Origin of the sequence: Desertivirga arenae (genome assembly GCF_017355785.1) — a bacterium.
GTDB classification, from domain to species: Bacteria; Bacteroidota; Bacteroidia; order Sphingobacteriales; family Sphingobacteriaceae; genus Desertivirga; species Desertivirga arenae.
Genome location: NZ_JAFEWE010000009.1, coordinates 213203 through 237971, shown reverse-complemented (window position 1 = coordinate 237971; position 24769 = coordinate 213203). Strand labels below are relative to the sequence as shown.

General features: G+C 40.4%; 25 protein-coding genes. 6 read left to right on the top strand and 19 right to left on the bottom strand.

Translation table 11 applies throughout. The features are described 5' to 3' along the window. Positions 1–167: 167 nt before the first annotated feature. Both J4N24_RS18010 and J4N24_RS18005 read right to left on the bottom strand, forming a co-directional pair. Positions 168–1412: a TCR/Tet family MFS transporter gene (locus J4N24_RS18010; protein WP_207535105.1), complete on the bottom strand. Its 1245-nt coding sequence runs from the start codon at positions 1410–1412 to the stop codon at positions 168–170. Between the two features lie 74 nt (positions 1413–1486). Beyond that, positions 1487–1849 (bottom strand): DUF4180 domain-containing protein, encoded by a 363-nt coding sequence (locus J4N24_RS18005; protein WP_207535104.1) that lies wholly within the window; start codon positions 1847–1849, stop codon positions 1487–1489. A gap of 142 nt (positions 1850–1991) precedes the next feature. On the opposite strand from J4N24_RS18005, the gene J4N24_RS18000 reads away from it, so the two are divergent. Both J4N24_RS18000 and J4N24_RS17995 read left to right on the top strand, forming a co-directional pair. Beyond that, entirely contained in the window at positions 1992–3956 is a 1965-nt protein-coding gene (locus tag J4N24_RS18000) for an ATP-binding protein (RefSeq protein WP_207535103.1), read from the top strand. Between the two features lie 113 nt (positions 3957–4069). Further along, positions 4070–4606 (top strand): pyridoxamine 5'-phosphate oxidase family protein, encoded by a 537-nt coding sequence (locus tag J4N24_RS17995; RefSeq protein WP_207535102.1) that lies wholly within the window; start codon positions 4070–4072, stop codon positions 4604–4606. A 57-nt stretch (positions 4607–4663) separates the two neighbouring features. On the opposite strand, the gene J4N24_RS17990 is transcribed toward J4N24_RS17995, so the two are convergent. From J4N24_RS17990 to J4N24_RS17975, 4 genes are all read right to left on the bottom strand, one after another. Continuing rightward, complete coding sequence (locus J4N24_RS17990; RefSeq protein WP_207535101.1) at positions 4664–5281, bottom strand: hypothetical protein; 618 nt, start codon at positions 5279–5281, stop codon at positions 4664–4666. A gap of 52 nt (positions 5282–5333) precedes the next feature. Further along, entirely contained in the window at positions 5334–6266 is a 933-nt protein-coding gene (locus J4N24_RS17985) for a 1-phosphofructokinase family hexose kinase (protein WP_207535100.1), read from the bottom strand. Positions 6267–6436: 170 nt separating this feature from the next. Beyond that, positions 6437–7735, bottom strand: a complete 1299-nt coding sequence (locus tag J4N24_RS17980) for a M16 family metallopeptidase (protein WP_207535099.1) — start codon at positions 7733–7735, stop codon at positions 6437–6439. Positions 7736–7759: 24 nt separating this feature from the next. After that, positions 7760–9142, bottom strand: a complete 1383-nt coding sequence (locus J4N24_RS17975; protein WP_207535098.1) for a M16 family metallopeptidase — start codon at positions 9140–9142, stop codon at positions 7760–7762. Between the two features lie 71 nt (positions 9143–9213). On the opposite strand from J4N24_RS17975, the gene J4N24_RS17970 reads away from it, so the two are divergent. Both J4N24_RS17970 and J4N24_RS17965 read left to right on the top strand, forming a co-directional pair. After that, positions 9214–9465, top strand: coding sequence for a hypothetical protein (locus J4N24_RS17970; protein ID WP_207535097.1), 252 nt, complete (start codon positions 9214–9216; stop codon positions 9463–9465). A gap of 63 nt (positions 9466–9528) precedes the next feature. Further along, complete coding sequence (locus J4N24_RS17965) at positions 9529–10014, top strand: CinA family protein (RefSeq protein WP_207535096.1); 486 nt, start codon at positions 9529–9531, stop codon at positions 10012–10014. An 87-nt stretch (positions 10015–10101) separates the two neighbouring features. On the opposite strand, the gene J4N24_RS17960 is transcribed toward J4N24_RS17965, so the two are convergent. Further along, positions 10102–10293 carry a hypothetical protein gene (locus tag J4N24_RS17960; RefSeq protein ID WP_207535095.1) on the bottom strand — a complete coding sequence of 64 codons (192 nt, stop codon included), beginning with the start codon at positions 10291–10293 and terminating at the stop codon, positions 10102–10104. A 74-nt stretch (positions 10294–10367) separates the two neighbouring features. On the opposite strand from J4N24_RS17960, the gene J4N24_RS17955 reads away from it, so the two are divergent. Then, entirely contained in the window at positions 10368–11186 is an 819-nt protein-coding gene (locus tag J4N24_RS17955) for an SDR family NAD(P)-dependent oxidoreductase (RefSeq protein WP_207535094.1), read from the top strand. Here the strand turns inward: J4N24_RS17955 and J4N24_RS17950 are convergent. Beyond that, on the bottom strand, positions 11183–11617 hold the full coding sequence (locus J4N24_RS17950) for a deoxycytidylate deaminase (protein WP_207535093.1): 435 nt from the start codon (positions 11615–11617) through the stop codon (positions 11183–11185). The genes J4N24_RS17955 and J4N24_RS17950 overlap by 4 nt on opposite strands. A gap of 57 nt (positions 11618–11674) precedes the next feature. Beyond that, positions 11675–12970: a sugar MFS transporter gene (locus J4N24_RS17945; RefSeq protein ID WP_207535092.1), complete on the bottom strand. Its 1296-nt coding sequence runs from the start codon at positions 12968–12970 to the stop codon at positions 11675–11677. Positions 12971–13167: 197 nt separating this feature from the next. Here J4N24_RS17945 and J4N24_RS17940 point away from each other — a divergent pair, with 197 nt between their 5' ends. Continuing rightward, positions 13168–13782: a LysE family translocator gene (locus J4N24_RS17940; protein ID WP_207535091.1), complete on the top strand. Its 615-nt coding sequence runs from the start codon at positions 13168–13170 to the stop codon at positions 13780–13782. A 49-nt stretch (positions 13783–13831) separates the two neighbouring features. On the opposite strand, the gene J4N24_RS17935 is transcribed toward J4N24_RS17940, so the two are convergent. From J4N24_RS17935 to J4N24_RS17890, 10 genes are all read right to left on the bottom strand, one after another. After that, positions 13832–15727: an amidophosphoribosyltransferase gene (locus tag J4N24_RS17935; RefSeq protein ID WP_207535090.1), complete on the bottom strand. Its 1896-nt coding sequence runs from the start codon at positions 15725–15727 to the stop codon at positions 13832–13834. A gap of 74 nt (positions 15728–15801) precedes the next feature. After that, positions 15802–17298: an NADH-quinone oxidoreductase subunit N gene (locus tag J4N24_RS17930; RefSeq protein ID WP_207535089.1), complete on the bottom strand. Its 1497-nt coding sequence runs from the start codon at positions 17296–17298 to the stop codon at positions 15802–15804. Further along, positions 17299–18897 carry a complex I subunit 4 family protein gene (locus tag J4N24_RS17925; RefSeq protein ID WP_207535088.1) on the bottom strand — a complete coding sequence of 533 codons (1599 nt, stop codon included), beginning with the start codon at positions 18895–18897 and terminating at the stop codon, positions 17299–17301. It lies immediately after the preceding gene. Beyond that, a complete protein-coding gene (gene nuoL / locus J4N24_RS17920) occupies positions 18894–20951 on the bottom strand; it encodes an NADH-quinone oxidoreductase subunit L (RefSeq protein WP_207535087.1) in 2058 nt (685 codons plus the stop codon). Before nuoL ends, J4N24_RS17925 begins: the two co-directional genes overlap by 4 nt. 1 nt (position 20952) lies before the next feature. After that, complete coding sequence (nuoK, locus tag J4N24_RS17915; protein WP_207535086.1) at positions 20953–21258, bottom strand: NADH-quinone oxidoreductase subunit NuoK; 306 nt, start codon at positions 21256–21258, stop codon at positions 20953–20955. After that, positions 21255–21797: an NADH-quinone oxidoreductase subunit J family protein gene (locus tag J4N24_RS17910; protein WP_207535085.1), complete on the bottom strand. Its 543-nt coding sequence runs from the start codon at positions 21795–21797 to the stop codon at positions 21255–21257. Before J4N24_RS17910 ends, nuoK begins: the two co-directional genes overlap by 4 nt. A 6-nt stretch (positions 21798–21803) precedes the next feature. Continuing rightward, complete coding sequence (locus tag J4N24_RS17905) at positions 21804–22391, bottom strand: 4Fe-4S binding protein (protein ID WP_369806240.1); 588 nt, start codon at positions 22389–22391, stop codon at positions 21804–21806. 23 nt (positions 22392–22414) lie between these two features. Next, positions 22415–23485, bottom strand: coding sequence for an NADH-quinone oxidoreductase subunit NuoH (nuoH, locus tag J4N24_RS17900; RefSeq protein ID WP_207535084.1), 1071 nt, complete (start codon positions 23483–23485; stop codon positions 22415–22417). A gap of 150 nt (positions 23486–23635) precedes the next feature. Next, positions 23636–24199: an OmpH/Skp family outer membrane protein gene (locus tag J4N24_RS17895; RefSeq protein WP_207535083.1), complete on the bottom strand. Its 564-nt coding sequence runs from the start codon at positions 24197–24199 to the stop codon at positions 23636–23638. Between the two features lie 38 nt (positions 24200–24237). Continuing rightward, entirely contained in the window at positions 24238–24768 is a 531-nt protein-coding gene (locus tag J4N24_RS17890; RefSeq protein WP_207535082.1) for an OmpH/Skp family outer membrane protein, read from the bottom strand. Between the last annotated feature and the right edge of the window lies 1 nt (position 24769).

Below are 24769 nucleotides of genomic sequence, written 5' to 3'. Positions count from 1 at the left end.
TTCAGCAAGAACAATTGCTATATTCGAGCTAAATAAAATGTAATCCTTAATCAGGATATGTTAAGTCCTATTCAGGACGATGTCAAATTAATCCAGGACGAGTGTAAAGCTATACTAGGACTAGACATAGCTTTAGCCCATGACGAAAGAATTGAAAGATGAAGGAGTTAGATTCTTGATTCTTTTTTTGCTCCGTGTTTCCTGAAGTTTCCTATGGCAAGGAAAACACTTATTAACATTAAAACTCCTCCAATAAAGTAAGGTGCGCCTGGAAGATGAACGGGAGCTTTTGGATTAGTAAAATAGTAAAAAACGTAGGTCATAAACCAGGGACCGAAGATCGAGCTTAAGGCCATTAAACTGGTTAATCCCCCCTGAAGCTCTCCTTGTGCATTAGGCGGAACTTCGCTGGTCATCACTCCCTGTAATGCTGGCCCGCAAATACCTCCTAACATATAAGGTATTAGGAACGCGAACATCATCCAACCGGAAGTGGCCACTCCGAACAAAAACATGCCGAGGGCATAAAGCAGTAACCCAATCCAGATACTGCGTTGTTCCCCTATTTTTGGAATAAGTACCCTGATCAATCCCCCTTGGACTGCCGCTGAACATAAACCTACAAATCCCAATGAGTATCCTACAAGATCTTCATCCCAACCGAACTTATACATAGTATAGAAAGTCCATACAGACTGTACTGCATGACCGGCAAAATAGACAACGAAAAGACAAAGGGCCAAACCTGTTACTGCGGGGTATTTCTTAAGTTGAAGTAGACTGCCCAGAGGATTACAGCGATTAAGTTCCAGAGGGCGACGATGCTCAGGAGATAAAGATTCTGGTAGAATAAAAAAACCATAAAGCGCATTTAATAGCGCCAACGCAGCTGCAGCATAAAAGGGGTAGTGAACATCCATTTTTCCGAGAATCCCCCCGATTACCGGACCAATAATGAACCCTAATCCAAAAGCAACACCAATCATCCCAAAATTTTGAGCCCTTTTCTCGGGACTGCTAACGTCTGCGATATAGGCTGAGGCCGTGGTGAAACTAGCTCCTGCTATTCCGGCAATTATACGCCCTATAAAAAGCCACAAAATGGTAGGTGCAAATGCCATGAAGATATAATCCACTCCTAGTCCGAGTAGCGAAAAGAGCAGAACAGGCCTACGGCCATATTTATCGCTCAAGTTGCCAATGAGGGGAGAGAACAGGAATTGCATTACTGCGTAAGCAACCAGAAGCAGTCCTGATATTCTGGATGCTTCGCTGATACTTCCCTGTATTAATTTTTCTATTAATCGTGGCAACACAGGAATGATAATCGCAAGGCCAATAATATCGACCAGGAGAGTAACGAAAATAAAGCCAAGCGCTGAGGGCTGTTTTTCCTGATTAGAGGCTATCATAGATAGTCAAAGATAAGGTATATGGCCTACCGAACAAGTATAAGTTATAAGTAAAACAGAATTAGGCTCTCGCTTCATTTTGCACTTAAAAGTCTCCTGGCTTCGGCCACACTTTCAGTAAAAAATATCTGCCCTGACTTATTGCTCTCGAAAATAAAGTCTTTTAAACTCTTACTTTTATCTTTATCAAATTCTCCAACTATAGCAAGTTTCATTCTGTAATTTGAGAATTTCTGAAGAATTTCGCCAGCAAGTTTCGTTTCAAGCTTAAAGAAGCCTTCTGCCAGATTCTGTTTTTTCAAAATAATCCCTTGGGCACCAAGATATCCACTGTTGCCTATCAAATCTAGTGCATCGTCAACACTATTTATCACCCGCTCGTCTGTCTCTAGCTCAGCGATGTCTATTCTATCAATACTTATTACTTTTAATTCCATTCCTTAATAACGTAGACGGTCGTAAATCTGCAACAGTTATTATTATATATGGATCAAGTTATTAATATACCAAAACAATTTCCTCGGAATCCTTATAGTAGCTGTAAAAATCGGATAACTTTATACCGGTTTTAAGATGACGATGGATTTTTATAAAGAGGAGCAAATTCTTGTTGATAGTCTACCTATGGCAGCCTGCGTTCTAGCTGGTCCTGATCATATTTTGGTGGCTGCTAATCAATCCCTATTACTGTTACTGCAAAAATCAGGTTCGAGCATTGGAAGACCTATTGGAGCAATTTTTCCTGAACTGATTAACCAGGACATTTATAGGCACCTTGAAGAAACAATTCAGTTTCCAGAACAATCATTTTCCGGAGAAAGCCATTTATCCATTAATAAAAATGTAAATGGTCCACTTTACCTTAAATACTTCCTTAAAGCAAGGATAAATACAAAAGGAGATCCTTATGCTGTACTAGCTACGGCCGTAGATATAAGTCAGCATCTTGTTAACGAGAAAAAGCTGCTTCAGGCAGAGCAACGGCAGGCTTTCTTACTAGAACTGAGCGATACCTTACGTCCACTTGCCAATCCGGCAGAAATTCAAAAAGAAGCTGCAAGAATACTTGGAGAATATTTAAACACATCGAGAGTTGGTTATGGAGATGTAGACCGGCAAGAACAGCGTTGGTTCAGAACAGATCATAACTGGACTGATGGAACTGTAGATCATCATCATGGAGTTCATGATTTGGCAGAATTTGGCCCTGAAGTTCTTGAAGCTCTTAGAACAGGAAAAAATTTGGTGGTGAACGATATGCTAGAGGATGCGAGGACTGCTGCCCCGGAGATGCAGGCAGCTTTTGCTGCTCTACAATTCCGGGCAGCTTTAACCGTTTCTCTGATAAAAGACGACTGCTTTGTGGCAGCAATGTATGTTCATAATAAAGAACCAAGAAACTGGACGCAGGAAGAGATAGACTTGACTTACGAAGTTGCAGAGCGCACCTGGGCAGCAGTACAGCGTGCTCAGGCTGAAAAAACGCTGAGGGATTCTGAAGACAAGTTCAGGACCCTTTTTAACACTATCGACGAGGGATTTTGTATTCTGGAAGTCTTGTATGATGATTTGAATAATCCCGTAGATCTTCTTTATCTTTTAACTAATGAAGCGTTTGAAAACCTTACAGGGGTAAAATCAGCGGAAGGAAAAACGTTAAAAGGGATTGCCAGTGGCGCTGAGCAGTTTTGGATTGATTCCTACAGTAATGTTGCAGAAACGGGAAAAGCCATCCGCTTTGAAAATTATTCAAAGGTGTTCCACAAATGGTTTAATGTTTATGCATCAAAAGTTGGAGGTCCTTCCAGCAGGCAAGTAGCCCTTGTTTTTGACGACATCACAGAAAGGAAGCAACAGGAACAATTGAAGAATGACTTCATAAGTATGGTAAGTCATGAACTTAAAACTCCTTTAACTACTCTCAAAGCGCATCTGCAACTTACAGAACGCAAAGCAACGCAATTAAAAGACCAGCAAATAGAAGCCTCTGTGAGGAAGTCTCTTCTTCAAGTAGAACGAATGAAGAAGCTAATCCAGGGATTTCTTGATGTTAGTCGACTTGAAGAAGGAAAAATATATTTAAACCTGACTGAGTTTGATCTCTCTCAACTGATTACAGAAAGTCTGGAGGATTTCTATTTGCTGGATAATACTCACCAGCTGATCTTTAAACCGATGGGTGAGTTTCAGATTCGTGGAGACAGAGACAAACTAGGACAAGTGATTAACAACCTCCTCAGCAATGCCGTTAAGTATTCTCCTAAAGATAGCAAAGTAACAATTACTTCTGAGCTTAATGGCCCTGCGGTTAAGGTGATTGTTAGAGATGAGGGTATCGGTATAAAACCTCAAAATCTTGATAAAATTTTTAATCGCTTTTACCGGGTAGAAGATAAGCAGGTAGAACACGTTTCTGGATTCGGAATAGGATTATACCTCTGTGCAGAGATAGTGAAATACCACAAAGGTGAAATTGGCGTAGATAGCTTAGAAGGTAAAGGAAGTACTTTTTGGTTTAAACTACCCCTTCTTGAGAATTTGTAGCAAACAAGCTTGTTCATCATATTTCATTCATTTTATACTGGAGGTTAGGAAATTTGGTCCCCCGCCCAAACAGGTGACCAGGTTTCCAGTTATTAGTTCAAATTGAAATACCTATGGATAGTATAAATCAACAACAAGCAGAAGATAATTTCAAAAGTCTGGAGGGACAAGAAGCTGTTGCAAAGCTGAAAGAGTTAGTTGAAAAGGCGGAAACTTGCTTTTTCTGTTCTGACATTAAAACCGGCCTGCCTTTTTCTACCCGTCCTATGGCGGCGCAGAAGGTAGATGAAGAAGGTAATATTTGGTTCCTCAGCAGTAATGACAGCAATAAAAATGCTGAGATAAATGCTGATCCCTTTGTGCAACTGCTTTTTCAGGGACGCAAGCATTCTGCATTTTTAAGTGTATATGGCATTTCTGAGATAAGCGAGGATAGGACAAAAATCGACGAACTTTGGGATCCTATTATGAAAACATGGTTCCAAGGTGGAAAGGACGATCCAAGGATCAGTATTCTAAAGGTGATTCCCCATCAATCTTATTACTGGGATACCAAACATGGAGAGGCAGTTTCCTTCCTGAAAATGGCAGCATCGGTTGTATCTGGAAAAACAATGGATGACTCTATTGAAGGGAATTTAGAAGTGTAAGTAGAAATTAATAATCAGACAGAGGATTTGGAATACTCTGTCTGGTTATCTTTGGAATTATATAGAAACTGTAGCCAATTCCATATCGAGTGCTCCTATCCAGGAGCTGAATAAAGAACTTTCTATCTCCACCGCCTTAGTGGCATGCTTTTCCCATTGGTTAGAAAAATTCTTCAGTTGGGCCAGCATTTCCTCCAAATGCCCCTCTTCTTCCAGTATAATAGATTTCACGTTAACCTTGCTTTTAACTTCGTCTAATGCTGCCTGGTATATCGGATATAATTCGTCGGCCCTGACCTCTATTGCATAGGTTACGAGCAGATAAGCGCCGAACTTCAACTCTTGTCCAGACAAACCCAACTCTGATTTTAAGTATTTACATACTTCCAGATCCAGCTTACTAAGGTACAATCGACTTTCTGCAGGAGCTATCAGAAATGGATCCGCATAGCTTGAATAACCTTCTGATAATTTAGCGATCTGCTTCTTTAAATAGTAAGCATGCCGATGCTCTTCTGCTGCATGCTTCAATATAATCAGGGTAACATCTGTTTTATGCTCACATGCTGAAATTTTACGGGCCCCTGTATTTTCCATTAAAGAAAGTGTGTTCAGCCATTTGCAATGCAAACCGGTATCCCCTACCATTTTACTGATTATCTGCTGTAGTTCCATTAGAAAAAGAAATGTCTGCAAATATAGAGGGATTTTGGCTTAGAGGAAGCTACTAATTTTCCCGGCTTAGAAATTCGAACAGGCGGTCTGCATCTTCCTTTTTAAAGAGTTGAGTTCCCGAATTCATTGTTGCTGCGCTTCCACAAGCCACTCCCCTCCTCACCATTTCAATAAAATCGCCTCCTCTAGCTAATACAGACACCATTCCAGCCACCATGCTGTCGCCAGCACCAACAGTGCTTAACTTTTTAACGGTTGGAGCCGGGATAAGCTTTGTTATATCCCTAGTAACCAAATAAGCTCCCTGCGGCCCTAATGAAACTACAATAGCTTCTGTTTTCCCCTGAGCTATTAGTTTCTGAGCCGCGTCGTCTGCTGTATCATTATCAAGAGATTCAATACCTGTCAGATTAGCAAGTTCTCCAAGATTTGGTTTTAAAAGAAAAACCCCCTCTTCCACCATCTGCATTAATGCATCACCAGAGGTATCAGCAATAACCTTCGCTCCTTTTTCCTTAGCAAGTTTTACAATGTCTCTCAAGAAGGCTGCTTCAATTCCAGGAGGTAAGCTGCCGCTCACGATTATAAATTCCGGAGATGGGGAAAGACTATCTAAAGAACTTAAAATACTGGATTGCTCTTCCTGAGTAACCTCCGAACCAGGCATTCCAAACCGAAATTGCTGATTGGTTGAGGTTTCTACCACGATGAAATTTTCCCTCGTTTCTCCTGAAACAGGCACGGCATGCGCCTTTACGTTTTCTTTTTCCAGTAATGATTCAAGCAATTTTCCAGTTCGGCCCCCGGAAGGAAAAAATGCAGTCGATTCATAACCCAGGCGCCCGAGGCCTCTTGATACATTTATACCACCCCCTCCAGGTTCGAACTTAGGCTGCTCACATCTAAGTTTCTTTTCAGGAACCAGTTTGTCAATGGAAGTACTTTTATCTACAGTTGGATTTAGAGTAATGGTTAAAATTTTCATCTGAATAAATTTTTCAATGGTAACGAGGTTGCATCAGTTGCTTTAATTTTGATTCTAAAGCAGAGGATTTTCAAGTATTTGTTTGATCAATGGTCAGAACAGCAATGAATCGGTTTTGTTGAAAAGAAAAAAGGTTCTTTGTGGAACTATCCGTCAAAGAACCTTTCGAATCAAATCTTACTTTTAAAGACCGCGGCATTTTCATTGGCCAGTTTTTGGTCTCCCAGATAACTCCACCTTATCGTCGTTATATATTTTTTAAGCACCGCGTTCATTTGAGGAAGCGTTACTTTGTTAATCCTTTCTGCCGCCTCATCTGCAATACGCCAGTCGCCCATTACTTCTGCATTTCCAAGAGCTGAAGCAATTGCACTACTGCTTTCCTCTTTCATATAATTACTGGTAATAAAATTACTCTTTCCCGATAGCAACTCCTCTTCTGCAAATCCATTGTCGCGTAGATCTTTCAATTGTTCCAGCATTACTTCAACAGAGGCTTTCGGTTCTGTTGTACTTACATACATTACAGCATACGGCATTAAACGCGTAGTTGAGTAAGCATAAGGAGCATAAGACAAGTTACGTTTTGTTCGGATCTCTCTAAACAATCTGTTGCTCAAATGAGAAATAGCCAAACGAAAAGGCAGGTAATCAGGACTATTTAACTTAGGTGCATCGATGCTTGCTGTAATATAATTGGTAGCCAGTTGCCTTTGTTCAACTAACAATTTCCCGCTTTCTTTCGGTCCTGGTAAAACAGCAGGTTTGTAAGTACGGGCTGGTATGGTTGCAAAAGAAGCCAGGATCTTCTTCGTTACTTCTTCCCTGGTTATTTTCCCCACTATTACCATGAACATGCGGTTCTTATTCAGTAAGGTATTATAATAATAGTTTTTCAAATCAGCTGCTGTGAGCTTACTCAATGTTGCCTCTTCTCCCGTAGGATTGGTTGCATAAGGAGTTCCCGCGAATGCATTCTGCATCGTAAGTTGTTCTATGCGATCATCAGGATCAGATTCAGATTGTTTAATTCCTGAGATGATCTTTTCTTTAAGCATATCAATTTCCCGGGGTTCAAACACTGGATTAGCTACTGCACTGGCGAATAGATCCCAGCCCTGATTAAAAAAACGAGAGATACAAGTCATGCTGATCATACCGTTATCATAACCAGATGAACCTCCCAGATCAATTCCGTACATATCCGCTCTATCACGGAAGGCATTGGCATTGTATTTTTTAGTCCCGGCTTCTGCTGTAGCAGCGAGAACAAGATTTTCTAATCCTGCCTTAGTAGTAGGGTAGTTAGCTACCCCTCCACGGTAATACATATTTACATCGATTACCTCTTTAATAGTTGGTTTAAGGATCACCTTAATTCCCGCAACGGTAAATGAAGTAGTTGTACTTTGACCGAAAAGATTAGCAGTGATAAAAAGGAGGATTATATTGACAAATGTCTTTTTCATTTATGTAGTTTTTAGTGGTAGTACTTAGTCAGCTTTAAAGTAAGTATCAGGTTTCAATTGTTGTCTCGCTTCTGCACTGATCAACATACCGGCAGCATAAGGTTTGTTCTTAATATATTTCCTTACGTATTGTTTCAAGTCATCCCGGTTCACTTTACGCAAGTTATCAACGTAGGTACTCAGATAATCAATGGATGCGGCTGCCCACCAGAAGGATATAGTATGTGTAAATTCAGAAGTAATCTCTGCTTCCTTTACCTGACTAATTTCCAATTGTCTTTTAGCTGTCTCTATTTGTTCATTGGTAATATAATCATCCGAATCCCACAAAGCCATCTGTTTCTTCACTTCGGCCATACATTCCCGGATCTTATTAGGATTAGGTACAACAAATACACTGATCGGACCAGTATGAGCGAGGGTTAAATAACCAATATTAACCTGCAAGGCCAGACCGGCATCAACTAAAGCCTTACTAAACTTAGATGAATTTTGATTGATGATGTAAGAAAATACGTCGGCAGCATAGGTTGCCTGAAGATCAGTTCTTGTATCGGGTCCGTGCCAGTTCATCATCACCAAAGGAACTCTTGACAAATCAGATTCTACAATAAAATAATCTGTCTTTTGAAGTGGTTTAAACTCGGGCACCGGCCATCTTTTAGCCGGATCAAAGCCAGAAGGAGTCCATGTACTGAAAATCGCATCAACATTTTTAAATACATCCTCATGCTTAACATCGCCGGCGACAGTAATGAGAGAATTATTTGGCCAGTAGTACCTGTTCTTTATCGTATCCATTTTAGCTGGTGTGGCTGAACGAATTACCTGGTGATCACCAATGGTGTTTTTACGACTATACAAATCTCCCCACAAACGATGGTTCATTTCATCGTTCAATGCAAAATAAGGATTTGATTCATTCCGTTGAAATTCTCCATCTACTACCACATTTTCCTTTGCCATTTCCGCGGCATCAAATTTTGGATATCTGATAGCTGAATTCATAAATTTCAAACCTTCAACCAGATTATACTTAGGCAAAGTAAAGTAGTAGTTAACCAGTTCGTAGCTTGTAGTTCCGTTAAACTGTATACCTAACTCACTTACCCGGTTCAGGAAATCCTCCTGACTGGGATAGTCCTTGTTTGCCTTGAAGAACATGTGCTCGTATAAATGGCTCAACCCATTATACTCGGGTGTTTCGGTATAGGAACCATTTTTAACAGCAATTTCTATCGTTGCAAGGGGAACAGTATTATCTTCTACAACCAGGATATCCAGACCATTTGCAAGCTTATGTTGGAACATATTTGGAGGCAATTTAGATGGTTTGGCTGTAGTTTGAGCCTGAACACTTATTCCGATGAAGGCGGCAACAAACAGGCATGAAAGGCTTTTTATCATAGATTCTCTTGTTTACAGTAAATATATCAGAAAAATTAAAACGCTAAACTATTCAAATTAGTTAAAGAATTATGGCATTGAACGACGGACTCTTGAAATTATTGAATAAAACTTATGAGCCTTCGGCTATGATCAATTCTGTATATAAAGGGAATGATTTAGCATTTAAAACCAACGAAGAGGGACTACCAATATTACTTTTTATTGGGAAGCTTGATAATAAGGGACAAGTAAAGGGAGAACGGTATACACGCCGGTTAGCCAAGGATGAGCAAGGAAAGATCATTAAAGACCATTGGGAATTGAAAGGAAAAGCAAGTTAAGCGCCTTTTACTCAAACCTTAGCCCTTTCAAACCGTTCTCTTGTAGAAAATAGATTTTAATATATGCCTTCAAAATCAGTTATTGCAGTATGTCATGCACTGCTTGCCCAGGATCTAACGATAGCATTTGCTGAAAGCGCTACTACAGGGCGCCTTATATATGACTTTACCTCTGTTCCTGAATGCGGTCAGGTGGTAAAAGGAAGCATTGTCTGTTATGATAGAAGTGTGAAAGAAAGCCTTCTTAATATACCTGCTGAGGTAATTGATCAGTATAGTGCAGAATCCCCGGAAGTAACTCAGCTTTTAGCAGAGGGAGTTAAAAAGCTTATCCCTGCCGATGTTATTGTCGCAGTTACGGGACTGGCATCAGAAGGTGGTTCAGAAGGTCCTGAAAAGCCTGTAGGAACCATGTTTGTTCATGGCTATGTTAAGGATAAAGCCTGGAAGACACATTTACAGTTTGAAGGGACGCCAGATGAAATTGTTGCCCAAACTATCGACGCTGTTGGAACTATTTTATTGGAAGAACTAGGATCAGGCAGTTGAATTAACTGCTATAAAAAACAAGAAGTTGAAAGGATGATATCCTTTCAACTTCTCTGTATTTTTTTTAAACAGTATGGTTATAGCCGGTTATGCCCGGGCTCCTTTTACAAATCTTTTCTTTGTTACTTTTTTAGTTGACTCCTGACTATCAGAACATTCAAGGCCAAACCAACCACCATGGGCAGTGTATTTAGTTTCTGGCATAGGGCGAGTCAAATCGGATGACGCTGAAAACTTCATTAAACTCTCTTCTAACGACGCTGGCACAAAACTTCTCATAGTCTATTGTTTAGTTAAATTCTTATTAAAACAAGTCTATGTAAACAAAAGTTATTCCAATAAAATATTTTTTCATGAAAGCGATTGCAGATCAGACAGTTCTTATTACCGGTTCCACTGATGGTCTCGGCAAAAATGTGGCTTTAAAGCTTGCAGAACTAGGTTCAAGGATAATACTGCATGGAAGAGACCCTTTAAAAGGCCAAAAAATCTTAGAGGAAATTATTTCTTTATCTGGAAACAAAAATATAAAGTACTATAATTCAGACTTTTCATCTCTTCAAAGTGTACGGGATTTAGGAGCAGCTGTCCTAAAAGAGTATCAAAATATAGACATGCTGATCAATAATGCAGGCATATATCAGAAAGACGATGTGAGACATTTGAGCCGGGACGGATTTGAGTTAAACTTTGCAGTTAACTATCTGGCTCCCTTTCTTCTGACTCATCTCCTATTGCCTGTCTTGCAACAAAAAGAGGTCACTAAGATCATAAACGTATCATCGGAAGCACAACACGAGATTGACTTCAATAACGTTATGCTCGAGCACAATTATAACTCCAGGAAAGCTTACGCTCAAAGTAAATTTGCCCAAATAATGTTTACTTTCACTTTAGCTGGCCAAATGAAGGACACTAAAATAAGGGTTAACGCATTACATCCTGAAAAGCTAATGAATACAAAGATGGTACTTGAAGCTTTTGGTTCAGCAGAAACAACTGTAGAACAAGGAACAGAAGTAGTTTTGCATGTTGCCACTTCACCGCAAACGGAGAATATAACAGGAGCCTACTTCAACAAAAAGGATATTGCAGAAGCACGCGCTCAGGCATACGATCTGATGGCCAGAGATAAATTGTACAGACTTAGCAAGGAGTTGGTTAAGATTTAGGGACTTGCTGTATCGGACTTTAGAGTCTCCACTCCAAACTTATTTAAGAAATCAACTCCTTCGTCAGAAGGAAGCCCTTTATATTCTGCATAAGAGTTTTTATAGATAACCTTTCTGATGCCAGATGAAAATATGAGTCGTGCACAAGGCAAGCATGGTGAAAGGGTAACATAGAGTGTGCAGCCTTCCAGATCTGCGCCGTTCTTGCTGGCATAGAGGATGGCATTTTCTTCGGCATGTAAAGCAAGAGAACAGCTACCACGAGCGTCACGCGGGCATCCGGTATCCGGCCACTCCTCGTCACAATTATGGGTTCCAGCAGGGGGGCCATTATATCCAATAGAGATAATGCGGGTATCTTTTGTAAGTACTGCTCCTACCTGTGCCTTTACGCAATGCGAGCGTAAAGCGAGGTCAGAAGCTAAGTTCATAAATATGGAACTAAAGGAGGGCTTATTCTTCACTCTGTGATCTTTTCTCCAAAAGTATTAATTTCTATTTAAGCCTACCTTATGCCCTGAGATGGCGTAATACAAGATATATAAATAACAAGGCACCATTATCCAATAGGCTTTCGAAACCGCGACTGCCGAACCGAAATGAGTAGTTAAGTATTCTGAGAACTTTCCATAAAAAAGAGGTAAGATAGCCCCCCCGGCAATAGCCATTATTAAAAGAGCTGAACCTGTTTTCGTAAAACGTCCAAGACCATTTATAGCCAGTGGAAAAATTGCGGGCCACATTAAAGAATTAGATAATCCAAGCAAAGCGAGGAAAAAGACAGAAACGTAACCAGTAGTATAAATGGTTGCAATGCTAAAGATCACCCCGCTTATAGAGCATAACTGAAGTGCTTTTTGCTGAGATAAATATTTCGGCATTGTTGCAATGCCTATTACATAACCAAGCAGCATAAAAGCTAGTGTTCCCTGGGTAAAAAAACGAGAAATCGACAATGGAATTCCAATTGCTTTACCATAACTAATAATTGTGTCACCCGCCATAACCTCTACGCCAACGTAAAGAAACAACGCAAGTACACCCAGCCATAAATGAGGGAAGTTGAAAATACTGTTCTTCTGCCGAACCTCTGCCGAAGCCTTTGCATCATCTTCGTCTTTTATATCTGGCAACGATGATCTCAGAATTGCGAATGCCAGAAATAACAAGACTGCAGTCATGATCATGTAGGGTACAATAACTCTCGAAGCTAACTCATCCAGCGCGGTTGCCCGTGCCACATCATTCATTTCTGCAAGCCGTTTTTCTATTCCGTCTGAATCACTAAGAGCAATATATCCGAAAACCAAACCAGCAATGATACCTGCAACTTTATTACAGATCCCCATGATGCTGATACGCCTTGCCGCGCTTTCTGGTGGTCCCAGTATTGCGGCATAGGGATTAGAAGCTGTTTGTAGCAATGCCAGACCCGTTCCGATGATAAACAAACCAACTAAAAACATATCAAAGCTTCTGGCATTTGCTGCCGGAACAAAAAGAATTGCACCCACAGCCATAATTACCAGTCCTAGTGCCATGCCCTTCTTGTATCCGGTTTTACTCAGGACGTAAGACGAAGGCAGGGCCATAACTGTATATGCTATAAAAAAAGCAGTGGCAACCAGATAAGACTCTGTATCAGATTTTAGCTCACAGGCTATTTTAAGGTACGGAATTAAGGTTCCGTTCAACCAGGTCACAAATCCAAAGATAAAAAATAAAGCACCTATGATGATGATAGGATTTGAACCAGTGCCTGTTTGTGCCTCTCTATTCTGCATATAATTAGTCTGTTTTATATTTAACAAGCAATATAATTATAATGAAGTAAAAACCAACAACAAAAGGAAAGGCTGCAGGTTGAATAGGATAGGCTTTTCGGGCTATGTGACGCGTTCATTTTAGTCTATCTTTATCTGAGTATTGATAATTACGTTAAAAATCAGATATTCGCAGATTTGCAACGGGCCAGTTATATATGCTTGAATCGATTTTATCTGGTATTGGACTTGGAATAGTGCTGTCTTTTGCAACGGGACCGGTTTTCTTTGCACTGTTAAAAACGAGCATAGAAAAGGGTTTTCACGCGGGCATGTGGCTTGCAGCAGGGGTAGTTTTAAGCGACTTTATATATGTTGCGCTCGCTATTTACGGGTCGTCATTTATCAAGTTTGAAAATCAATACCGCGTGGCAATAGGGGTAACGGGAAGTGTTGTTCTTATCGGAATTGGTTGTTACTATTTGTTTAAAAAAGTAAAGATCAATTACCATAATACAACTTCTACCAAACGTAATACTGGTTACTTCTTTAAGGGTTTTTTGATGTGTATATTCAATCCTTCCCTTTTATTGTATTGGGTAAGTGTTACGAGCAGCCTGATCTCGGTTAAGGGGAAGCTGGATTCCAACGAGATCATCCCTTTCTTTGGTTGTATCCTCCTCACACAATTCAGCATGGATACGTTGAAAGCATACTATGCCAATAAGTTTCGATATAGAATTAAGGAAAAGACGATCATTATGCTTAACAAGGTTGCTGGTTGCCTTATCTTAATATTTGCACTGAAATTGATCTGGAGCCTTGTGATGTAGAAGGAAAGAATCATTCCCTCCTTCTATCATTCATTCATTCTGATATTCCCTACACGTAGGCTCTCTGATTTTTACCCTCTACCCAGTTCATAAAAGCACGGTTCACTACCCGGTTTCCTCCTGGTGTCGGATAATCACCTGAGAAATACCAGTCTCCAAGGTGTGAGGGACAAGCGGTATGAAGATTATCAAGAGTCTGATAAATCACCTGTACTTCTGCTTTTATTCCTTTAGGAGATATGATCTGTGTGATCTTAGCCGATATTTCTTCATCGGTAAATGGAGCATAGATGGCTTTGATATAGTTCTCAACATCGTTTCTATCCATGTCGAGCGAAGCTTTACACTTCTCATAGGTCTCCCAGATGATGTGCTCTCTGCCAGTTTCTTTAAGAAGCTTAATAGCTGCTTCAAAAGCAACGAACTCACCCATTCTGGACATATCTATACCATAACAATCCGGATAACGAATTTGGGGAGCTGAAGAGACAATAATTACCTTCTTAGGACCAAGTCTGTCAAGGATCTTAAGGATACTTTGTTTTAAGGTAGTACCCCGAACGATTGAATCATCAATGACAACGAGATTATCAGTGCCGGCCTTTACAAGCCCATAGGTTGTATCATAAACATGCGAAACCATGTCCTGGCGATCGGCATCCTGAGTAATAAAAGTACGTAATTTAGCGTCCTTAATAGCAATCTTTTCAACCCTTGGAGCAAGATTCAGCATCTCTTCCAATTCTTCGTCTGAGATTTTGTCTGCTCTCTTAAGCAGCGTATCTTTCTGAAGTTGCTTAATATACTTGTGCAGCCCTTCAACCATTCCATAAAATGCTACTTCGGCAGTATTTGGAATGAAAGAAAAGACGGTATTTTTCAAATCGTTATTAACTGACTTCAGAATCTGAGGACAAAGTAGACGCCCTAGTTGCTTCCGCTCACGATAGATCGCAGCATCGCTTCCGCGGGAAAAGTATATCCTTTCGAATGAACATGACTTTTGAACCAGCGGCTCTCTGAACTGTTCTTCAGTGATTGCTCCACTTTTCTTAATGATTAAAGCATGTCCCGGTTTGATTTCCTTCACAGAATCAAAAGGAACGTTGAAGGCAGTCTGAATAGCCGGACGTTCTGAAGTTACCACAACCACTTCATCGTCTATATAATAGTAAGCAGGACGAATACCTGCAGGGTCACGCATTACGAAAGCATCACCATGACCAAAAATTCCTTCGATGGTATATCCGCCATCCCAGGTTTTAGCAGAACGACGTAAGATCTTTGCAACATCAAGGTTATCAGCAATAAGGTGACTTATCTCCATGTTACTATAACCTTGCTTCTTAAACTCATCAAAAAGCTTTTGATTTTCATCATCAAGAAAGTGACCGATCTTTTCGAGCACGGTTACGGTATCAGCTTTCTCTTTCGGATGCTGACCAAGCTCGTATAACTGCTCAAGAAGCTCGTCCACATTTGTCATGTTGAAATTCCCTGCAATTACGAGGTTACGGCTCATCCAGTTATTCTGGCGGAGAAAAGGATGACAGTTTTCAATACTGTTCTTTCCATGAGTTCCATACCGTAAGTGTCCCATTAACACTTCACCGGTAAAGCTGATATTCTCTTTTAACCATTCAGCGTCTTGTAGCAGATCGGCAGGAATATCTGCAAACTTTTTCTGAACGTACTCGAAGATCTCGGATACGGCTGAAGAACCCATCGCACGATGCCTGCTGATATATCTGTTACCTGGTGCAACATCGAATTTGATGGTAGCAATACCAGCACCGTCCTGACCACGGTTGTGCTGTTTTTCCATCAGCAAATACAGTTTATTCAAACCATAAAGCGACGTTCCGTATTTTTCCTGATAATAAGAAAGGGGTTTTAAGAGACGGATGAGGGCGATGCCGCACTCATGTTTTATCGATTCACTCATGACTACTTATGAGTATGCAAAATTACAGTTTAAAACGAATAAAGTGTTATAACAATGAAAGGAAAAAATCATCCTTATGCAAGTATTGAGGGGAATAATCCCAGTACAATAATCAGAATTGTAAGTGCCAGAATAACGTATGAGATGAAATTCAGACCGGATGATACCGGGTATTCTCTATCTGGTTCTCTCAAATAAGCGTTTAACGGAATTTTGAAGTAATAGAAAAGAGAAACTACGGTTGTAATGGCACCTGTAACTAATAATGAAAGGACCCAGACGGACCCAGATGCCTGATATTTTTCAAAAGCCGAAGTGAAAATGAAAAGCTTTGCTATAAATCCTCCGGTGGGAGGCAGACCTGTTAATGAAACCAATATCACTACAAAACAAAGTATCTCTACCTTCATGAATTTCCCAAGCCCTTTATACTTCCTTACATCATCTTCCCCAGTCCGTTGCTCTACCTGATCTGCAATCATGAAAGCTGCCATATTCATGATGGCATACACTGTAAAATAAAAGAGAAGCGATCGTATTCCATTTTGATAAATAGCAACGATGGCCATCAAAGCAAAACCAGTATGTGCTATAGAAGAATAAGCAAGCATACGTTTTATATTATTTTGCCAGATAGCAGCGAAGTTACCAAGGATCATAGTGGCAATGGCAATGACGGTAATGGTAGTCTCGAAGTCAAAAACCTGAATTCCCGTTGCTGCACCATATCCGTAAAAGGGAATCAGAAATCTTATAAGGATAGCAAAACCTGCAATTTTCGGTGCAGTAGAAAGAAAGGCTGTTACCGGTGTTGGAGCGCCTTGATAAACGTCTGGACTCCAGAAATGCAAAGGAACGAAAGAGAGCTTAAAGCCGATGCCAACCAAAGTGAGTAATATAGCTAAAGCTATAGCGGGTTCAGCAATATGACTCAACTGAGCTATTATATTTCCATCAGACAAACTGATTGTTCCTGTAAAACCATAAAGGAGGGACATCCCATAAAGCATAATAGCTGAACATGCGGAACCAAACAAAGCATATTTCATGGAAGCTTCAGTCTGCTTGCCTTCTCCCGATACATATCCTACCATGAGGTAAGATGCAATAGAAACCATCTCGATGGAAATGTAAACCATTAAAAGATTACTGGCCATTGCCATTAAATTAAGGCCTAAAAGCACAGCAGGAAGAAGCATGTATAGATCGCCCAGTCCCTTATTATGTCTCTTAAGCGCTGTATTACCCTTTATGAATACAACGAATAGTACAGTAACAAAAGCAAAAATAAGCTTAAATCCTATTGCTACTCTATCCAGCACAATGCTTCCGGAAAAAAGGGATAGACCCTTTTCGATAGATAAAGACTGCTGATAGTTTAGGTAAGCTGAAATAATAATACCTGTTAGAGCTATCGCGGAGGTATTCACAGAGTTCTTTCCAGGAATAAAAAGATCTACAACTATTACCAACAGGAATGTAAGCACAAGAGCGATCTCAGGCAATATAAAAGAGATACCTGATAACGCTTCAGATAGTAATTCGGAAAGGTATGGCAGGTATTCGTTCATTTATCGTATGTTCATTAACTGAATAAGCTCCAATACAGAAGCATTCATTTTATCAAAAGCGAGTGAGGGTAAAATACCCAGAGCAAGAGACATGAGAGCAAGAGATGTTAAGGCAAAAACTTCCCTGCCATTTACATCAGTAAGCTTAGCTTTCCATTCATCACCTCCCCATAGCCGGGTTTCCCCAAAGAACATTCTTTGAAGAGTCCATAGCAGATAGGACGCTCCTAAAAGAATTCCTACGGAGCCCGCCACGGCCATCCATCTCGGTAGCAGTCCGTTTATACTTTGAGAGTTAAAAGCACCTATCAGGCTAAAGGCCTCTGCAATAAAAGCAGAAAAACCAGGTAATCCTAAAGAGGCAAAAAAAGCGATCATTACAAATACTGTGTACCTGGGCATAATTAGAGCCAAACCCCGGAAATTTGGTATTTCACGGTTATGTACCCTTTCATATATAACCCCTACAAGGAAGAATAGCATTGAGGATAGAAAACCGTGACTGATCATTTGCATCATCGCCCCACTTATTCCCTCTGATGTTGCAGAAGCAATACCTAGTAGAACAAAGCCCATATGAGAAATAGAAGAGTAAGCTATAAGGCGTTTAAGGTCTCTCTGGGCAAGAGCATTTAAGGCTCCGTAAAGGATGGACGCTACTCCAATCAACCCGAGCCACCATGCTGACTGAATAGCAGCATCAGGAAAAATACTTAAACACACCCTTAATATTCCATACCCTCCTATTTTAAGTAATACACCAGCAAGGATTATGGAGACAGGGGTCGGTGCTTCTACGTGGGCATCAGGAAGCCAGGTATGCAGAGGCACAATAGGAACTTTGATGGCAAAAGCTACAAATAATACGATAAATGCCAGAAGCCTTGCTGAAACACCAAATATCTCTTGGCCTGCAATTACTGAAAAAATAGAATCCTGAGCATAATTAGCTGGATTCATCATGTGAAGCATATTAAATGTGTGACCGCCTGTTTCAGGATCAGTAACTGAAAAATACAATCCAATAATCACTAGCAACATGAACACAGAACCGAGCAAGGTATAAAGGAAGAATTTGATAGCCGCATACTCCCTTCGCACACCTCCCCACATTCCGATAAGAAAGTACAGAGGCAGGAGCATTAACTCGTAGAAAATATAGAACAGAAAGAAATCGAGTGCAGAAAAGACACCCATTACCGCGCAATCAAGCAGAAGGAATAAAGCAAAATAGCCCTTCAAGTTCTTCTGTATGTCCCAGCTCGCGAGTAAAGCAACGAGCATCACCAGGGAGGTTAGTACAAGAAAAGGCATGGACAATCCGTCAATCCCGAGAAAATAATCTATTTCAAGATTTCCCAGAGCACCCAGGTTCAAGCGGATCCAGGGAATCCTTTCTACCAGTTGAAATGTGCTCTGATCAGCAATTCCAGATAACGTATTATCGAAATTGATATAGATATAAGCGCTTATTAACATCTGTAGCAAAACAGCTCCGAGTGCAACATATTTATAACGCTGCTGCCATGCAGAGGGTAGCAACAGAATAAGTATACCTGCCACTATCGGAAGAAAAATCAACAGAGAAAGCAAACTCATATGGCCTGGCTAAAATATTTTAAAACAAAAAAAGTGAGTAATATTAAAATCATAAACAGGAGATAATGCTGAAGTCGTCCTGTTTGAAAATGTCTTACGAAATTCCCTATTGTCCTAGCGACAGAGGCTACACCATTGACCAAACCGTCTACTACCTTCCTGTCAAGCCATTCAGAAACGGCAGACAGGACTATAATAATCTTACCGGAGAAGTTAACAATACCGTCAACAATGGTTCTATCAAAGCTGAAAGCTGTGCGTGCTAGTCCAAGTACACTGTCAACAAACATAACTTTGTATAGGCGATTGAGATACCATTGCTCCTGAGAAAATCGAAATACTGCTGCCTTGGTATAATCAGGGGCTTTTTCATTTTTACCGTACCATTTGTACCCTATCAGAATTAGTATAATAGCTGCAATTGAAACAACTGCTGGAATTAATATATGATAGGATTCAACAGTTGGAGTAGTTGAAAAATAAGGAAGGCCTTCTATTATCCAGGCATGGCTGGCATGGAATGGATTTAAAGAGAATAGGGGAAAAAGGCAAAATATAGCAAGCACAACCAGTACCGACTTCATTGCCACAGGGGCTTCATGCAACGAAAACGCTTGACCGAATAGTACATTAAGACGTAATTCTCCAAAGAACACTTTGAAAATAAGTCTGGCTACATAAAAGGCAGTCATCCAGGATGCAAATAATGCGGTATAAGGAATTATCCTGGCTATTGAACCCTGAGATTCGGCCCACTCAAAAGACTGAATGAGAATAGCGTCTTTTGATAAATAGCCAGAGGTAAAGGGTAGTCCTATTAAAGCTAAAGAGGCCAGTAACATTGTAATAAATGTTATGGGCATAAACTTCCTTAACCCACCCATATTACGGATATCCTGATGATCGAAATCCAATCCTTTCTTATCCTTCAGGTGATGCAGTTCATGTATAACAGCCCCTGCTGCCAGAAAAAGCAGACATTTGAAAAACGCGTGAGTTACAAGATGGAAAATTGCAGGCGCCACTGCCCCTACCCCCATTGCTAACATCATGAAGCCAAGCTGTGAAATTGTTGAGTAGGCCAGGATCCGCTTGATGTCATTCTGGGTCAGAGCTATGGTAGCGGCCATAAAAGCAGTGAATGCACCTATTGATGCTATTACTATAAGAACTGTTGGATTAAAGATCGGGTAGATCCTCGCAATAAGAAAAACACCCGCTGCAACCATCGTTGCAGCATGGATCAGAGAGGATACAGATGTAGGGCCTTCCATCGCATCGGGCAACCAGGTATGCAATGGAAACTGGGCGGATTTGGCGGTTGCACCAAAGAAAAAAGCGAGCCCTGCGATGGTTAGCCAGACAGCCGGCATATGGTTAGAGCTAAAATACCACAAGTCGCCCTGTACAAGGGATCTTTTGAAAAAGCCCCCCTCACTGAATAAAAGATTAACATCAAGGGTTTGGAATTGGGAAAACACAATCATGATACCCGTGAGAAAACCTAAATCACCAAGCCGGTTCATAAGGAATGCCTTTTTATTTGCCTGCACTGCTGTTTCCCTTGTAAACCAAAAACCTATAAGAAGGTAGGAAGAGAATCCTACAAGCTCCCAGAACATGTAAAGCAGCAAAAGATTGTCGGTAATAACCAACCCAAACATAGAAAAACAAAACAAGCCTAAGTAAGCCCAATAACGGAATATATAGGGATCTCCCTCCATATACTTGGTCGAATAGACATGGACCAGCGTAGCGATGAACGAGATCAGCAAAAGCATTAATGCTGAGAGGTTATTTATAAGGATGCCAATTTTAAAACGCCAGTCGCCAATAATAAACCAATCAAATTGTTGATGAATGGGCTGTTTATTCCAAACGTTCAGGAAGATAACAACAGATATGAGCAGGCTTGTTGCAATATTAAGGATAGAAAAGAAAGAACCCCGATCCCTGCTGCCAGGTACCAACAGTATACCCGCAAATGAAAACAGCGGTAACAGAGTGGCTATCAGAGCCAGAAGACTTATGGTTTCCTTCGTAAATGTGTCCAAATTAATCTCTTAATTTATCTATTTTAGTTGGGTCTATTGTTTTATAGTACTTGTATACATTTAAAATAATAGCCAGTGAAACTGCAACAGCAGCTGCTGCCAGTACGATTGCAAATAGAGCAAACACTTGTCCGCTGGCCGCAAACTTATCGTGCTTACTAAAAGCTACAAAATTAAGGATTGCCGCATTAAGCATAAATTCAATCCCTATCAAGATCATTATAGCGTTGCGCTTTGAAAGAACGGCATAAATGCCTATACTAAATAAGGCTGCACTAATTAGCATGTAATGAGAAAGAGGGATCATGGTTTTCGCTCCTTTCTTGCCAGGTGAGCTGCTCCAACAAGCGCCATTAACAGAAATATAGATACCACTTCGAATGGAAGCAGATACTTTGTCATTAAAGTAATACCAATATTATGAATAGTGTTATCAGTTACCTCCAATGTATTTCCAGCCGAGCCTTGTATCCAGGCAAGTTGATCTATCTGAGCCAAAGAGATACACCAAAGTAAAATACCAAAGAATAAAAATGCCACCAGGATGGCGGGCAAATTATGAAATCCAAACAACTTAGTTTTCAGTGATTCCGGATTATCTAAGATATGCTTATTAGAAAGAAGGAAGGCAAATATCATTAGCACCAATACTCCTCCTACGTAAATTACTAATTGAGTTAATGCAACAAAATCAGCCAGGGCAAAAACGAAAACCCCTGCCATTGAAAATAAGGTTATAAAAAACAGGAAAATAGATCGTACAAGATTGCGTGAGACTACTACCAGTAATGCCGAAGACAATACCACAGCAGCAAACACGTAGAAAACGACCTGTTCTAAATTCATCTCTTCTTATTCTCCTTTTTTTGCTTTCATTGCAGCTTCTTTGGCAGCCTGCTTCTCTGCCTGCTGTTTTGCCAACTCCTGCCTCTTTTCCTCTGCCTCCTCTGGGGTCATGTCAGAAAACTTATAAGTTAGCTCAGCCACGTTGGTTACCGTACGATCGTACTGATTAGTCATCGTAATACATTCAGTAGGACAAACTACAGTACATAAACCACAATACAAGCATTTGGCCATGTCAATGTCGAACTTCGCTGCATGCAAACGTTTAACTGTTCCGTCGGAGGTCTGCCCCAAGGGTCCTGTTCCTTTTATACTTTCGATCTCTATGCAGTCGACGGGACAAATTTTGGCGCAGAGATCACAAACGATACAATCGTCAATTTCAACGTGCAACTGGTACCGGCCTACTTCAGGGATGGGTATTTTCTCCTTAGGATATTGTACAGTTACAATGCCCTCTTGCTCAGCAAAGTAATTATCCTTCTTAACATCCAAGGTCTGCCTCTTCTTCCCCGCAGCCAAAAAATGCTTCAAGGTAAGCGCTAAGCCTTTCCAAGCAGTGACAAAAGACGATATAGTGTTCTTAATAATCAATTCTCAATTCCTTATCTCTTTATCTACATCACTAACAATCTCCAGACCCCGGAGATTAGCATACATAAAAATGCCAGTGGTGTTAATACTTTCCAACAAAGGTCCATCAACTGGTCTACACGCAACCTCGGAAGCGTCCAGCGTATCCACATTTGAACGAATACTACCAACAATACTTTTGCAACTATCCAGATTATACCCCAGGCTGTACCTGTAGTCCAATCAGCTAAAGTGACAGAACCGATATTAGGAAGTGGAGTATTCCATCCACCAAGAAATAGAAGTACACCGAACATTCCAACCAGGAACATCATCGAATATTCTCCCAAGAAGACGAAGGCAAATCGAATACCGGTATATTCGGTATGGAAACCAGATACAAGTTCAGATTCAGCCTCCGGGATATCAAACGGGGCACGGTTACATTCAGCTAATGAAGCTATAAAGTAAATAACATAGGCTATTATCAAATGGGGAGCCTGAAAGATGTTCCAGGCGAAGATGCCTCCTACTTTTGTAACGTCCCAGAAACCGAAGAACTTAGTTGTTTGATCCGTAAGAATTCCCTGTAATCGCGATACCTCTTGTAGATCGAGGCTTTGTGAAATCATTACAGCTGATATAATGGCTATACCTGCCGGAATTTCGTAGGATACTACCTGGGCTACAGAACGGAGGGCACCAAGTAAAGAATACTTATTATTTGAGCCCCAGCCGGCCATTAAGATTCCAACTGACTCAACAGAGACAATCGCAAAAACATAGAAAACACCAAGATTTATTTTAGAAGGTATAAGATCTGGTGCCCAGGGCAAACTGGCAAATCCCATGTAAACAGAGATAAAAATTATTACAGGAGCAACAACAAAAAGAACCTTGTCAGCCGCACGGGGAATAATAAATTCTTTTTGGAGCATCTTCAGAATATCTGCCAGCGTTTGCAAGCTTCCAAACTTTCCTGTTTCCATCGGTCCCAGTCGATCCTGAATAAAGGCGGAAACTTTCCTTTCTGCATATACCGCAAAAAGGGCAAATAACGCAGTAAAAGAGAAAAGCAGTATTGCTACGAGGATATATGTAACGAAAAAGTTCAATTCTGAAATTTGAGCCAAACTTACGGAATCAGCAGCAAAAACTCTGAAATTTATTGATTATTGAGAATGAGATGATAGAATGGTGAGGATATAAATAGAAAAAGCGGAGATGCTGTCTCCGCTTTTTCTATTTATACGATTTATTTTAAGTTACTTTTTTGGAGCCGCTGCAGTTGCAGAGGGAGAAATACCTAGTTTAGCCTGAACTAATTTAAGAATATCTTCACCACCATCAAAGAATACTACTCCAGGCTGAGATACATCAAATACATATGCAAAACCTTTTTCCTTTGAAACAGCTCTAACTGCGTCCTCGGCTTTCTTGTAGATCGGCTGATATAATTCGCCCTGTTTAGCTTGCAACTCCTGTTGTGCTTTTTGCTGACCTTCAGTTATACGTTTTTCCATATCCTGAATTTCCTTTACAAGAACTTCCAGCTCCTTACCTAAAGCCTCTTTATTTGCCTCACTCAAGTTACGAGCTTTATCCTGATAAACAGTGATCTTTTTCTGACGCTCAGCATCCATTTGCTTGATCACATTCTCCTTTTGCTCGGAAAATGCCTTCATTGTAGCATCTGCTGCTTTCATTTCTGGCATTGATTGCAAAAGGGTACCAGAATCAATATGTCCTAATTTTTGCTGTGCATTAACTGAAGTGCCCGCTAAAAATAATCCAACTGCAACTACGGCTACTTTAAATACTTTTTTCATTCTGTCTTTAAAAAAATAAATTATGTTGTTCTAAACTCTTACTTCGCTAATGTACCTGGCTTATAACCCAGCCGTGTGATAACATCATTACTCTTATCTAAACGTAAACTTGCATAAAGCATTATCACGTTACTGTTTTTATCAAAGACCATATCAAGTCCTGCATTTTCAGCTACAGCTTCTACGGCCTTTGCGACCCTTTCTTGTATTGGTTTTACTAATTTTACGCGCTGTTGATATAGTTCTCCTTCAAAACCGAATTTCTGTCTTTGAAATTCCTTTGCTTCTTTTTCCCTTTCTACAATCTCATTTTCGCGGCGTTTACGCATCTCGTCCGTCAATAGTACCTGATCGGCCTGATAAGCCTTGTACATCTTTTCAACGTCTGCAAATCTTCCGTCTACTTCCTTCTGCCATTGCTGTGATAAAGCATCCAGTTGCTTCTGAGCCGATAAATATTCGGGTATATGTTTCAGAATATACTCGCTATCGACATATGCAAATCTTTGAGCGAAAGCTGAAAGTCCTGAAATTAATGTAAAGCAACAAATTAATAAAATCTTTTTCATC